This is a genomic window from Mycobacterium gastri (assembly GCF_002102175.1).
GTDB classification, from domain to species: Bacteria; Actinomycetota; Actinomycetes; order Mycobacteriales; family Mycobacteriaceae; genus Mycobacterium; species Mycobacterium gastri.
Genome location: NZ_LQOX01000055.1, coordinates 57039 through 70747, shown reverse-complemented (window position 1 = coordinate 70747; position 13709 = coordinate 57039). Strand labels below are relative to the sequence as shown.

The window sequence follows — 13709 nt, the reverse complement described above, 5'->3', positions numbered from 1 at the left end:
CTGAGTACGATTTTGCCGTGTCCGACCCAGGGGCAGGGCGCTCGAAGCGCCCGGCGATCTGCCTCAACATGATCGTGCGAAACGAGGCACACATCGTCGCCGAGGCACTCGACTCGGTGGTGCCCTACATCAGCTCGTGGGTGATCGTGGACACCGGTTCCGACGACGGGACTCAGGACCTCATCCGCGACCACATGGCCCGCCTGGGCATCGGCGGACGGCTGCACGAACGTCCGTGGCGGAACTTCGGCGACAACCGCACCGAGGCACTGACCCTCGCCCAAGGTCATGGCGACTACGTCTGGGTGGTCGACGCAGACGACTTGCTGGTGGGCACACCCGATTTCGCGGGCCTGGATGCCGACGTCTACTGGGTGCGCTACGTATGCAATGCCCACGGCTACTATCGCTCGCAGCTGTTCCGCGACGGAGTGCGGGTGCGGTGGGTGGGCCTCACCCACGAGGCCCCGATTTGGGACTTCGACTGCTACGTGGAGGCGCGCCTGCAGGGCGAGTACCACATCGAAGATCGTCAACGCGGTGCCCGCAACTTGTCTGGGCAGAAATATGCGCGCGACCGTGATCTGTTGCTGGCCGAGGTTGAACGCAACCCCGCGGACGCGCGGTCGGTCTTCTATTTGGCTCAGAGCTACTACGACCTTGGCGATTTCGCCAACGCGCGCACCTGGTATGCGCGCCGCGCCGAGATGGGCGGCTGGGAGGAGGAGACCTACTACGCGTTGTGGCGGGTCGCGGTGTCGATGGGCCACCTCAAGGAACCGTGGCCTGAGGTACGTGACGCCTACCTGCGGGCCTGGGAGTTTCGGCCGACCCGAGCCGAGCCGTTGTTTGCCATAGCCGCCCAGTACCGCACCGATGGGTGCTACCAGCTCGGCTACGAGTTCGCCAAGCGTGCCGCCGAGATCCCGTTCCCCGACCAGGACATGTTGTTTGTCCGCGCGGACATCTACAGCTGGCGCATCACCGATGAGCTGGCGGTTTGCGCATCCTGGATCGGCAAGCACGCCGAGGCGTTCACCCTGTGGCGACGTCTGCTGGCCCGATCCGATCTCCCGGAGAACGAGCGCCAACGGATCGCCGAAAACCGCGACATTTGCGCGCCGAGGATGATCGAGGCAGCGTCCGCCTACCCCGACCCCGCACTGCTGGCGTCCCTGCCGCGCCCGGGCCAACGCGACGCCCGGGTGGTCGTCAGCCTGGTCGCCGGGCCGGATCGGGCGAGCGCCGAGCACACACTGAACTCGTTTCTGCGCTGCTGCGCCGACGTCTCGCGGGTCGGACGCTTCCTGGTCATCGATACCGGCCTGTCCGGCCCGGACCGCGAAAAGCTATGTCAGCGTTACGAATTCCTCGAATTTGTTCGCGTCGGCGCTCAGCTCGGGCAAATCCGCGCCCAGATCGACGCACGGTTCTGGCTACACCTGGGCCAGGGCTGGCGATTCTTCGCACCCGAAAACCTGATCACCCGCCTCACCGCGGTCCTCGATGCCGAGCCGCAGGTGTTCCAGGTGGGCATCAACGTCGCCGATGCCGTCAAGCTGACCGGCGCCAGCGCACCCGAGCAGGCGGTGCGCCGAACACCTGAGGCCGGCCGATACCTGCTCACCGACGAGATTGCGCACGGCCCGGCGATGTTCGACACAGAACGACTGGACCGGGCCGGCGGTATCGACCCCATCACCGAACTCGGGCGGCGGGCGACCGCGGCCGGGATGCGCACGGCCAGCCTCGACGAGGTGCTCTGCATCGCCGGCGACAGTAGCGGAACCACTCTGTACACCCCGGCGTTCTACGACGGGCAGGCCGCGGGATCGTCCGCCTCCGCCACGGTGATGGTGCCGATGTTGGCCGAGCTGACCCGGCCCAGCTCGGTCCTCGACGTCGGCTGTGGGGTCGGCGGTTGGGTCGCGACCTGGCTGGACAGCGGCGCGGACGCCATCGGGGTGGACGGCGATTACGTCCCGCGCGCTCAGCTGTGCATCCCCGCTGACCGTTTCATCGACCATGACCTGACCACCCCGTTGGACCTGGGTCGTCGATTCGACCTAGTCACCTGCCTTGAAGTGGCTGAGCACCTGCCGCCGGAGGCCGCCCAGACGTTCGTCGACAGCCTGTGTCGACACGGCGACGTGATCGTCTTTTCGGCGGCGATCCCCGGCCAGGGCGGAACCGGTCATGTCAACGAGAGGTGGCCGAGCTTCTGGGCGGCGCTGTTTGCCGCCCATGGCTACCGGCCCTACGACCTCCTCCGCGGCCGGCTGTGGTGGGACACCCGGTGCGAGTGGTGGTACCGGCAGAACGTGCTCGTCTATGCCACCGACGACGTCGCCCAGGAGCACGGATGGCCCACCATGACCGGGCCGTTGGACATGGTCCATCCGGAACTTTTCGCGCTGCGATCTGGCGGCTGACTGGGCGCTAACCGCCCAAGCACCCCGGACCGAGCAGCTCCTTGAGGTCCCCCATCAATGCCGGCGAGGGCGTCACCCGCAGCGACTGATCGAGTTCCAGCGTGGTGATCCGATCCCCGCTGATGAGCCGCAAGTGCACCTGCGAGGTGCCGGGGTGGCGCGCCAGCACCTGCTTGAGCGCACTCACCTTGTCGAACGTGCACTGCCGGGTAGGCAGGCTGACCGACAGCGGCCGCTGCACCTGGGCGTTGGAAAAGTCGGGCACCACAAGCTCATTGGCGATCAAGGTGGTGCGGTCGTCCCGGATCGCGACCTTGGCGCTGACCAGCACCACCGCGTCGTCGGCGATGTCGGCGCCGTAGCTGGAATAGGTGTGCGGGAAGAACATCACCTCGATTCCACCGGTGAGGTCTTCCAATTGTGCTGAGGCCCAAGGCATTCCGTTCTTGTTGACCCGGCGGTTGACCGACGCCAGAATGCCGCCGACCCGCACCTGCGCGTCGTTGGGCACATCACCGTCCAGGATCGCCGGAATTGCGGTATCGACCTGGCCCGCCAGCAGGTGGGCCACCCCGTTGAGCGGATGCCCGGACACATACAGGCCCAGCATCTCTCGTTCCAGGGCCAGCTTGTGCTTGTCCTCCCACTCGTCGTCGGGGACCTTGATGGTGAACACGGGGTCTGCGCTGCCGGTCCCGTCATCATTGCCGCCGAACAGGTCGAACTGTCCCATCGCCTCGGCCTTCTTGGTGCCCAGCACCGAGTCCACCGCGTCGGTGTGGACCAGGAAGAGGCCTTTGCGAGCATGGCCCAGCGAGTCGAACGCCCCCGCTTTGATCAACGACTCGGTGACCTTCTTGTTGCACGCCGAGATGTCGATCTTGTTCAGATAGTCCGAGAAGTCGGTGAACTTGCCTTTGTCGTTGCGGGTTTGGATCAGCGAGCCGACGACATTGGCACCGACGTTGCGCACCGCGCCCAGGCCGTAGCGGATGTCCTCGCCCACCGACGCGAAGTTCAGCCCGGACTCGTTGACGTCCGGCGGCAAGACGGTGATGCCCAGCTTGCGGCAGTCGGCCAGATAGACGGCGGCCTTGTCTTTGTCGTCACCCACCGAGGTCAACAGGCCGGCCATGTATTCGGCCGGGTAGTTGGCCTTGAGGTAGGCCGTCCAGTAGGAGACCAGGCCGTAGCCGGCGGCGTGCGACTTGTTGAACGCGTAGTCGGCGAACGGCAGGATGGTGTCCCACAGCGCCTTGATGGCGCCGGAGGAGAATTCGTTGGCCTGCATGCCCTGTGCGAAGCCTTCATACTCCTTGTCGAGCACTTCGCGCTTCTTCTTGCCCATCGCCTTGCGCAGAATATCGGCGCGAGCCAGCGAATAGCCGGCCACTTTCTGCGCGATGCGCATGATCTGCTCTTGGTAGACGATGAGGCCGTAGGTTTCGGCCAGGATCTCCTCGAGGGGTTCGGCCAGCTCCGGATGGATCGGCTTGATCGCCTGTCGGCCGTTCTTGCGGTCGGCGTAGTCGTTGTGCGCGTTCTGCCCCATCGGGCCGGGCCGATACAGGGCGAGCACCGCGACGATGTCCTCGAAGCCGGTTGGCTGCATGCGGCGCAGCAGGTCGCGCATCGGCCCGCCATCGAGCTGGAACACACCCAGGGTGTCGCCGCGGCCCAGAAGTTCATAGGTGGGCTTGTCGTCCAACGGCACCGATTCCAGGTCGAGATCAATTCCCTTGTTGGCTTTGATGTTGTCGATCGCGTCGCCGATGATCGTCAGGTTGCGCAGACCCAGGAAGTCCATCTTCAACAGGCCGATCGCCTCACACGACGGGTAGTCCCAGCCGGTGATGATGGCCCCGTCCTGCGGCCGCTTCCACAGCGGGATGGCCTCGGTCAGCGGCTCGCTGCTCATGATGACCGCACAGGCGTGCACGCCGGCGTTGCGGATCAGGCCTTCCAGGCCGAGTGCGGTCTGGTAGATGGTGCGGACGTCCGGGTCGGTTTCGATCAGGCCGCGAACCTCCGCGGCTTCCTTATAACGCTCGTGGGCCGGATCGGTGATGCCCGCCAGCGGAATGTCCTTGGCCATGATGGCCGGCGGCAGCGCCTTGGTGATCCGGTCGGCAATCGCGAAGCCGGGTTGCCCGTAGTGGATTCTGGCCGAGTCCTTCAGCGCCGCTTTGGTTTTGATGGTGCCGAAGGTGATGACCTGGGCTACCCGGTCGTGGCCCCACTTGTCGGCGGCGTAGCGCACCATCTCCCCACGGCGGCGGTCGTCGAAGTCGATATCGATATCAGGCATCGACGTGCGCTCGGGGTTGAGGAACCGCTCGAACAGCAGACCGTGCGGTATCGGGTCGATGTCGGTGATGCCCAGGGCGTAGGCGACCAGGGAGCCGGCGGCCGAGCCGCGGCCCGGTCCGACGCGGATGCCCACCGACTTCGCGTAGCCGATCAGGTCGGCGACGATCAAGAAGTAGGACGGAAAACCTTTGGCGCAGATCACATCGATCTCGTAGTCCGCGCGGGTGACGTAGCCCTCGGGTGGTCCGTCGGGGAATCGGCGGCGCAGCCCGGCGGCCACCTCGTGGCGCAACCAGGACGCCGGACCGTGGCCGTCGGGAACCGGGAAGACGGGCATCCGGTCACGCGGTGTCCACACATCGGCGTAGGACTGCACGCGTTCGGCGATCAGCAGCGTGGAGTCGCAGGCGCCGGGGACCTCGTCGTCCCAGATCTGGCGCATTTCGGCGGCGGACTTGAGGTAGTAGCCGTCGCCGTCGAACTTGAAGCGGTTGGGGTCCGACAGGGTCTTGCCGGTTTGGACGCACAGCAGCGCTTCGTGGTTGTGGGCCGCGTCGCGGGTCACGTAGTGGCAGTCGTTGGTGGCCAGCGGCGGAATGTTGAGGGTACGGCCGATGTGCAGCAGTCCCTCGCGGACTCGCCGTTCGATGGTCAGCCCGTGATCCATCAGCTCGAGGAAGTAGTTGTCCGGCCCGACGATCTCGCGCCATCTGGCCGCCGCCTCCAGCGCCTCACGCTCCTGGCCGAGGCGAAGCCGGGTCTGCACCTCACCGGAGGGACAGCCGGTGGTGATGATGATGCCCTCAGCGTGCTCGGCGATGAGCTCGGCATCCATCCGCGACCACTTGCTCAGCTGGCCCTCGAAGGATGCCAGCGACGACAGCATGAACAGGTTGCGCAGGCCGGTGGCATTCTCGGCCATCATCGTCAGGTGGGTGTAGGAGCCGCTCCCCGAGATGTCATCGGACTTCTGGCTCGGGTCGCCCCAGAAGATGCGCCGCGTGTCGAAGCGTGAGGCGGGCGCGATATACGCCTCGACGCCGATGATCGGTTTGATCCCGGCTTGCGTCGCCGAGTTGTAGAACTCGCTGGCGCCGAACATGTTTCCGTGATCGGTCATGCCGATCGCCGGCATCTGCAGCCGCTCGACCTCGGCCAGCATGGGGTTGATCTTCGCGGCACCGTCCAGCATCGAGTACTCGGTGTGGTTATGCAGGTGCACGAAGGACCGCGAAGATGAACCGCTCATAGGGACGCCAGTCTATGACCGAGCACCGACGGCTTTCGGGCGTGTCGCAGAGTGTGTCTTGTGGTCGCTATGCATACAGCTCGACGAACTGCTGCAGCGACTTTTCCACGTCGCCCCTGACGGCTCGGGCGGCTGCGGAACCCACCGGCCCGAACAGCGCACGACCGCCCAGCTCGAGGCGCAAGCCGAGGCTGGATCCGTCCGTGGTCGGCGTGACCGTGAGGGTGACGCCGTACTTGGCGCCGCCCTTGCCGGAGCCGGACAGCGCAACCTCGTGCGGCGGGTCCCATTTGGTCACCGTCCACGTGACCCGGTTGCGCATGCCTTTCGCCCGGGCCACACCCACGATTTCGACGCCCTCGCTCAGTTCGTCGGGCAGCTCGCTGCGCCATCCCTCGTGGATCACGAGCCAGTCGCCCAACTCCGCCAGATTGGAAACGTGCTCCCACGTGTCGTGGGGGGTCATCGGGACGTCGGCGGTCATCTCAACAGAAGCCATCGCACGAGCCTAACGGTGGCAATGATGCGGGCCGGGCGGCCGCCCGCGAGGTGCCGCACCTGGGCGGACACGTCGACCCGCCAAGCTGTCGGATCATGCCTTACGTCAAGGCGTGGTCACATCCGCCACAGAAGTCTCCGCCCGCAATGGATCCCCTTCTTGCCCGGCTCTTAGCCTAGCGACAATTCAGGGTGACCAGGAATGCTTGTCAACGAGTCCTCTTGTGATGGCCAGCGTTCGGGGGATGTGTCACGTGCTCACCGAATCGATTGTCATGCCGCCGTTTCGACTGTGCGCCTGTGGCGTCGACCGTGCGCCTATGGCGTCGAGTGTGCGTCTATGGCGTCGACTGTGCGCCTATGGCATCGACTGTGCGTCTGTAACGTCGACTGTGCGTCCAGGGCGTAAGAATGGCCCGATCACCGCCCTGGATGCAATGTCGATGCCACAGACGCACACTCGGCACCGCCAGCACACACTCGGCGCCGCCAACGCACACCCGAAAAACCCCACGGCACACTCGACGCCGCCAGGCGCCGACCCAACCCCACCGGCACGCGATTTCCGTCTCCCCACATCGGGCGCAGCCCCATGACCGCTGTGAGCGACAACCCGGGAGCGCGCGCACACGCACGGCTGCCAGTTGTCGCGCGGAGGTGGGCAAATCGCGTGCCTACCCGCTCAGAGACTGATGTGACCAGTGAGACCGATGTCGCCGTTCAGTGACCGGGTCCCCCACGCAGCCGGTTGCCGATCCTGATCGCGGGCAGCAACAGGGTACGCGGTGCGAATCTGCCGCCGGTGCTGACCAACTTGGGCACCGCGCCCGGCACCACAGTGCGTTTGCCGGCCAGCATCCCCGCAATCGCGGCTTCGGCGACCTCACGCGGCGACACCTGCGCGATGGGAATGCTGAACCGCTCGGCGCTGGCGATCTCGGCCCACTCGGTAGGCACCGGCCCCGGGCACAACGCCGTCACCGACACACCGGTGCCGTGTAGTTCCTCGTGGACTGCTTCGGAAAAGGTCAGGACAAAGGCCTTGGATGCCGAGTACACCGCCATGAACGGAATCGGCTGGAAGCCGGCGATCGATGCGATGTTGAGCACCGCACCCGCGCCACGTTCCACCATGCCGGGCAGTGCGGCGCGGGTGAGTTCCATGAGGGCCAGCGCGTTGAGTGTGACCTGCTCACTCTCGCGTTCCGGGGACAGCTCGTAGAAACGGCCGCTGGTGCCGAAGCCCGCGCTATTGCACAGACCGGCGATCTCGTCGGTACCCAGGCGATCGGCCAGCTGTGCTCTGGCTTGCGCATCGGCCAGATCGAGCGGCAAAACCTCGACCCCTACCGAGAATTCCCCGCGCATTTGATGAGCGAGCTCCTCGAGGCGCTCCCGGCGTCGCGCCACCAGCATCAGCGGAAAGCCGCGGCGGGCCAGACCGCGAGCCAGTTCGACTCCGATACCGGAAGAAGCACCGGTGATGACGACGGTGGCCTGCTTGTTCGGTTTAGGAAGACTCATGATGTCACCAATGTATCCCTCGGGTCGCCTGGACGAACGTTTCGCTTCTCTTGTCGAGTTCTGTAGTGTCCGTTGGGGATTCGCCTCCTTTGGCCGCAGCGGAATCCCTGAACATGCTGAACGCCCGGTTGCGTACCCGGTCCATGACGGCCGGGTTGACGGCGTCGGCCACAGCCGCGAACTGGCCAAATGGCGAGCTTGCCCGTCGCGGCCGGTGCACGATCGCGTCGGTGATCACACCGGCCGCCTGATCCGGGGTCAACGTGGGGAATTTGTCGTAGATCGTGGTCGGGCTGATCATCGGCGTCCGCACCAGGGCCATATGCACCGTGGTGAACCGGACGTTGTCGTTGACCGTCTCGGCTTGCAGCGCGTCGCACAGGCTGTCCAAGGCGGCCTTGCTGGCGATGTAGGCGCCGAAGCGCGGTGCCCGAGTCTGCACCCCGACCGAGGAGACGTTGATGATCTGCCCGAACTTGCGTTCCCGCATGCCGGGAATGAACTTGAGGATGAGCTGGACCGCACCCAGATAATTCAGTTGCATGGTCCGCTGGTAGTCGTGAATCCGGTCGTAGGACAGCTCCAGCGAGCGCCGAATTGACCTGCCCGCGTTGTTGATCAGAATGTCGACCCGTCCCAGATCGGCGAGCACCTGGTCGGCCATCGTAGCAATGGCGGCCATGTCCGACAGATCACACGGGTACACGTGCGCCGCCCCGCCATTGCCGCGGATTGCCCGAATGTCCGAGGCGACCTTTTCCAGGTTCTCCCGGGTTCGCGCGACCAGTACCACCACGCCCCCGGCTTCGGCGATCTTCTTCGCGGCCGCCTCGCCGATCCCCGACGACCCGCCGGTGATGAGGACGATCTTGCCCTCAACCGCGTCGCGCAGTGTCCGGCCTTGCACCGCGTCGAGCAGATTCCTCAGATAGAAGGGCCGATATCGCCCGGCGGAGTTCGGCGTGTTGACGATGTTGGACACCGTCGCGAACGGCTTCTCAACGAGGTTGGCTAAGTCACCAAGATTCATCGGTCGTCGCTCCTGATGGCGGTGTGGTGGATGTGGCACTGGTCATGAAGCAAACCTAGGGCATCGGTCAATGAGCGGGACCAACCTGTCGGCATGCGAGTCCGCCATGCGCCTGGCCGACCCGCAGGCCGGCATCGGCGTTCCACAGCAATCGCCGCGGCGCTGGGCGGGCCGGAGCCATATACCGGTGCGCCCATGAAGCAGGTGCATCAGGGCCGTGGCATCACCATGCACCACTTCACCCTGGTGGCCGGGCACTTGGGCGACGCGCTGGCCGCGGCCGGCGTCCCCGCTGAGACGATCACCGAAATCCTGAAAACGATCTCACCGCTGGCCGCCGATGTCGCGTCGGACGACATCAGCTCGCGGCGGCGATCCGGGATCGCCGCCAGGTCATCGATGGATTCGGCTGCGGCAGAATCAGTTTCGTCGAGCGCACCGGTCAACCGGTAACCGTGTGATTTCCACCGGTTCGCGCAGCCGGTTACGGGCCACGGTGAGGACCCAACCGTCCTCGGCATACTTGGCAAACGCCGCCCGCGCGGGGGCCACGTCTTCCTCGCTCAGCCCGATCTCGCCGCCCTCCTGATAGTGCATGAGTAGAGGCAGTACTGCATGACGATGTTTCTTTCCGACTCGATGGTGTCACCGGTATGACGATTGACGCGCCATCAGATCGACACGCGTGCGAACCGGGCCGGTTCACCCCTCGGCTCGTAACACATCCAGCGCGTGCTGAAGATCCGGCGGGTAGGGGCTGACGATCTCCACCCGCCGGCCATCGGCCGGGTGGGCGAAGGCCAGCGACCGGGCGTGCAACCATTGCCGTTCCAGGCCAAGCCTTTTCGCCAGCTTGGGGTCGGCTCCGTACACCAGGTCGCCACAGCACGGATGGCGCAGCGCGGCGAAATGCACCCGTATCTGGTGAGTGCGTCCGGTCTCCAGCTCGACGTCGAGCAGGCTGGCGGCGACATAGGCCTCGATGGTGTCGTAGTGGGTCACGCTGTGGCGGCCGTTCGTGGTGACCGCGAACTTCCATTCGGGACCGCGGCGGCGGCCGATCGGCGCGTCGATCGTCCCGCTGGAAGGATCGGGGTGTCCCTGCACCAGAGCGTGATAGCGCTTCTCGACGGTGCGGTGCTTGAACGCCCGCTTCAGCACGGTGTACGCCCGTTCCGACAGCGCCACCACCATCACCCCGGAGGTGCCGACGTCGAGGCGATGCACGATGCCCTGCCGCTCGTGCACACCGGATGTGGTGATGCGGTAACCCGCCGCAGTAAGACCGCCGAGCACGGTCGGACCCGTCCAGCCCACAGATGCGTGTGCGGCGACAGCGGCTGGTTTGTCGACGGCGACGATGTCGTCGTCGGAATACAGAATCGTCATGCCTTCGATGTCAACGGGTGTGTTTTCCAGCGGTGGCGGCGCCTCGGGCAGCCGAACCTGCAGCCATGCGCCCGACGTCAGGCGGTCGGACTTGCCCGCCGGCACACCGTCCAGGTGCACGCCGCCGCCCTCGGCGATGGCCGCCACGGCGCTGCGGGAAAGCCCGAGCAGACGGGCCAGACCGGCATCGACGCGCAGGCCCGCCAATCCCTCCGGGACAGGCATCGAGCGGTCGGTCATCAGTGCTGATCGGCCTTGCGCCGGCCGGTGTCCCCGTCGGCCTTGCGCCGACTCGGCGCGGCACGTTCGAGTCTGCGCCGGCCTACCGAGTCGAAATCGAAGCCCAGGATCGACAGGACCACCAGCAGGATCGCGCCACCGACCACCGACGGGTCGGCGACATTGAACACCGGCCACCAGCCGACCGACAAGAAGTCGACGACATGTCCCCGAAGCGGCCCCGGGGCCCGGAAGAAGCGATCAACCAGATTGCCCATCGCGCCGCCCAGAATCATCCCCAGCCCCAGCGCCCACCAGGGTGACACCAGCCGTCGTCCCATCCAGAAGATGCCCACCACGACGCCCGTCGCGATCAGCGTCAAGACCCAGGTGTAGCCGGTCGCCATGGAGAACGCGGCTCCGGAATTGCGCACCAACGTCCACGTCACCGTGTCCCCGACAATCGAAACCGGCTGGCCAGGCGGCAGCAGCTTGACGGCCAGCACCTTGGTGACGATGTCCAGGGCCAGCACGATCGCCGCGACCGACAGCAGCAAGCGCAGCCGCCTCGGAGGCGGCGGCGCGGAAGCCTCAGATTCCCCGGTATCCCCCGCCGTAGTCGGCGGATCGGCCGATCCTGTTGGTTCGTCAGGCACGGACACCATCATCCCCTAGTCCAGTGACAGCGCCCACATGCGGGATGATCCCAGCATGGGCCGCCTCACCGTCATCACCACCGGAGGGACGATCGCCACCAGCACCGGCGCCGACGGAGTGCGCCGTCCGTCGCGCAGCGGGGCGGAACTGACCGCGACGGCCGGTTCAGACCTCGACATCGATGTCGTGGACCTGATGGCACTCGACAGTTCGCTGTTGACCCCGGCCGATTGGGATCGCATCCGCGCCGCGGTCCAAGCCGCCGCCGATGGCGGTGCAGTCGGTGTTGTTATCACGCACGGCACCGACACCCTGGAAGAAACCGCGCTCTGGCTGGACCTCACCTACTCCGGCGACACCCCGGTGGTCATCACCGGCGCCATGCGCAGCGCCGACGCCGCCGACGCGGACGGTCCGGTCAATCTGCGCGACGCGCTGACGCTGGCAGCCGACGCGACAGTCCGCGACCATGGCGTGCTGGTGTGTTTCGCAGGCCGGGTCCTGCAACCGCTGGGCCTGCGCAAGGTGGCCACCGACGACCTGAGCGGGTTCGCCGGCGAACTGCTCGGAGCCGTCGCCGGCACGGTGACAATCTCCCGCCGCAAAGCACGCCCGTGCCTCGGCGAGCTGCGCGCCGCCGAGGCGCCGCGGGTCGATATCGTCGCGGTGTATCCGGGAAGTGACGCCGTCGCGCTGGACGCGTATGTGGCCGCCGGCGCCCGCGCCATCGTGCTGGAGGCACTGGGTTCGGGAAATGCCGGGTCGGCGGTGATCGACGCGGTGCGCCGGCACTGCGGCGACGGGGTGGTGGTCGCGGTCTCAACCCGGGTCCCCGGCGCCCGGGTGGGCGCCGGCTATGGTCCCGGGCACGATCTGGTGGACGCCGGCGCGGTGATGGTGCCACGGCTGCCACCGTCGCAGGCCCGGGTGTTGTTGATGGCCGCGCTGGCGGCCGGGCTACCGGTCGCCGAGGTCATCGACCGCTGGGGCTGAGACGCCGGTCGGCTCGTCGACCCGCAGTCGGCCGACATAGTCCGGCCAGTCCAGGCTGTCGACCGGGTTGGCGACGGCGAGGTCGCCGGTGTCGATGGGAAAGGTCCGCGCCGGGCCCGGACCCGAGCCACGGGTCTCGAACCGGACGGTGACCACGCCGTGGCCGGCCCCCTGCACCCACCCATGTCCGAATTCCGGGTGGGCAACGTCGTCGCCGATGCGCCATCCGGCGCTGTCCGGTCCGCTGAATTGCGCGGCCCGTAATGTCGGGAAGTCGTGCTCGGCTTCCTCGGCCGTATCCGGTGACAGGTCCAAGGCGGGGAACAGCGACTCCTGCTGCACCTCGCTGAGCCCCGAAAAACCAACGCCGAGAAGGCGAATCGGCCCGATCTCAACGGGGTCCAGCAGCAGCCGCCGGGCCACCGCGATCAGCGCCCCCGCCTCGGTGGTCGGGTAGGGCATGGTCGCCGAACGGGTCAGCGTGCTCATGTCCGCCTTCTTCAGCTTCACGGTGACGGTACGAGCTCCGCGGCCGTCGCGCAGCAGGCGTTGATACGCGTGTTCGGCGATCGGGTCGATCGCCTCACGCAGCTGCTCGAAGGTGGTCAGGTCGGCGGCGAAAGTGGACTCGGCGCTGATCTGTTTGGCTTCGGCTCGCTCGGCAACGGGCCGGTCGTCGATACCGCGGGCCAGCCGGTGCAGTGCGGGCCCGACGGTCGCGCCGAGGATGTTGGCCACCTCGACGTCGGTCAATGCGGCCAGCTGCCCTACGGTCTCGACGCCGAGTCGATGCAGCTTATCCTCGGCAACCGGGCCGATTCCCCACAATCGCCGCACCGGCAAGCCGTGCAGCAGCCGCAGTTCTTCCTCCCGGCGGACCACTCGAATGCCGTCGGGCTTGGCCAAACCGGAAGCGATCTTGGCGATCTGCTTGCCCGAGCCCGCCCCGACCGAGGCAACCAGTCCGGTCTCCTCGCGCACCCTTCGCCGCAAGGCTTCACAGAACGTCTCGACGTCCTCGGCCGCGGCCGCGGCGAGTTGGGGCGGTTCCCCGAAGGCCTCGTCGAAAGACAGCTGCTCGACGACGGGAACCAGGCTGCGCACGGTGTCGAACACCCGGCGGCTGGCCACTCCGTACACCACACCGCGCGGCGGCAACACCACCGCCGTGACGCCGATCAGCCGGCGGGCCTGGTGCATCGGCATGGCCGAGCGGGCGCCGAAAACTCTCGCCTCGTAGCTGGCGCCGGCGACCACACCGCGCCCGCCGAGGCCACCCACCAATACGGGCCGGCCCCGGAGCGTAGGACGGGTGAGTTGTTCGACCGAGGCAAAGAACGCGTCCATGTCCAGGTGCAGCACCCAACGGGACTCCACAACGGGCAATGCTATTCGCGGCTGCCGGAAC

General features: G+C 66.6%; 9 protein-coding genes and 1 pseudogene. 3 read left to right on the top strand and 7 right to left on the bottom strand.

What is annotated here, in order from left to right; genetic code table 11:
* Nucleotides 1-17 precede the first annotated feature (17 nt).
* Nucleotides 18-2432: a methyltransferase domain-containing protein gene (locus AWC07_RS04055; RefSeq protein WP_244187482.1), complete on the top strand. Its 2415-nt coding sequence runs from the start codon at nt 18-20 to the stop codon at nt 2430-2432.
* 7 nt (nt 2433-2439) lie between these two features.
* Here the strand turns inward: AWC07_RS04055 and dnaE are convergent, their stop codons facing one another.
* From dnaE to AWC07_RS04035, 4 genes are all read right to left on the bottom strand, one after another.
* The gene (gene dnaE / locus AWC07_RS04050) at nt 2440-5991 is read right to left on the bottom strand and encodes a DNA polymerase III subunit alpha (protein ID WP_036419720.1); all 3552 of its coding nucleotides are present in this window, start codon (nt 5989-5991) and stop codon (nt 2440-2442) included.
* A gap of 67 nt (nt 5992-6058) precedes the next feature.
* A complete protein-coding gene (locus AWC07_RS04045; protein WP_036419718.1) occupies nt 6059-6490 on the bottom strand; it encodes a type II toxin-antitoxin system Rv0910 family toxin in 432 nt (143 codons plus the stop codon).
* Nucleotides 6491-7209: 719 nt separating this feature from the next.
* Complete coding sequence (locus AWC07_RS04040; protein ID WP_036419716.1) at nt 7210-8013, bottom strand: SDR family NAD(P)-dependent oxidoreductase; 804 nt, start codon at nt 8011-8013, stop codon at nt 7210-7212.
* Nucleotides 8014-8017: 4 nt separating this feature from the next.
* On the bottom strand, nt 8018-9043 hold the full coding sequence (locus AWC07_RS04035; protein ID WP_036420152.1) for an SDR family NAD(P)-dependent oxidoreductase: 1026 nt from the start codon (nt 9041-9043) through the stop codon (nt 8018-8020).
* A 93-nt stretch (nt 9044-9136) separates the two neighbouring features.
* Between AWC07_RS04035 and AWC07_RS04030 the strand changes: the two are divergent.
* Nucleotides 9137-9400: pseudogene (locus AWC07_RS04030) on the top strand (group I truncated hemoglobin); the annotation flags it as partial.
* Between the two features lie 345 nt (nt 9401-9745).
* On the opposite strand, the gene AWC07_RS04025 reads toward AWC07_RS04030, so the two are convergent.
* Together AWC07_RS04025 and lspA are read right to left on the bottom strand one after the other, a co-directional pair.
* On the bottom strand, nt 9746-10672 hold the full coding sequence (locus AWC07_RS04025; RefSeq protein ID WP_036420153.1) for an RluA family pseudouridine synthase: 927 nt from the start codon (nt 10670-10672) through the stop codon (nt 9746-9748).
* Nucleotides 10672-11307 carry a signal peptidase II gene (gene lspA, locus AWC07_RS04020; protein ID WP_036420158.1) on the bottom strand — a complete coding sequence of 212 codons (636 nt, stop codon included), beginning with the start codon at nt 11305-11307 and terminating at the stop codon, nt 10672-10674. Before lspA ends, AWC07_RS04025 begins: the two co-directional genes overlap by 1 nt.
* Nucleotides 11308-11344: 37 nt before the next feature.
* Here lspA and AWC07_RS04015 point away from each other — a divergent pair, with 37 nt between their 5' ends.
* Entirely contained in the window at nt 11345-12301 is a 957-nt protein-coding gene (locus tag AWC07_RS04015; protein WP_036420154.1) for an asparaginase, read from the top strand.
* Here the strand turns inward: AWC07_RS04015 and AWC07_RS04010 are convergent.
* Nucleotides 12266-13678, bottom strand: a complete 1413-nt coding sequence (locus tag AWC07_RS04010; protein ID WP_482805308.1) for a DNA polymerase IV — start codon at nt 13676-13678, stop codon at nt 12266-12268. The genes AWC07_RS04015 and AWC07_RS04010 overlap by 36 nt on opposite strands.
* Between the last annotated feature and the right edge of the window lie 31 nt (nt 13679-13709).

Coding starts and splice junctions, on each gene's coding strand:
- dnaE (WP_036419720.1), bottom strand. CDS start 5,991: ATGAGCGGTTCATCTTCGCGGTCCTTCGTGCACCTGCATAACCACACC.
- AWC07_RS04045 (WP_036419718.1), bottom strand. CDS start 6,490: ATGGCTTCTGTTGAGATGACCGCCGACGTCCCGATGACCCCCCACGAC.
- AWC07_RS04040 (WP_036419716.1), bottom strand. CDS start 8,013: ATGAGTCTTCCTAAACCGAACAAGCAGGCCACCGTCGTCATCACCGGT.
- AWC07_RS04035 (WP_036420152.1), bottom strand. CDS start 9,043: ATGAATCTTGGTGACTTAGCCAACCTCGTTGAGAAGCCGTTCGCGACG.
- AWC07_RS04025 (WP_036420153.1), bottom strand. CDS start 10,672: ATGACCGACCGCTCGATGCCTGTCCCGGAGGGATTGGCGGGCCTGCGC.
- AWC07_RS04015 (WP_036420154.1), top strand. CDS start 11,345: ATGCGGGATGATCCCAGCATGGGCCGCCTCACCGTCATCACCACCGGA.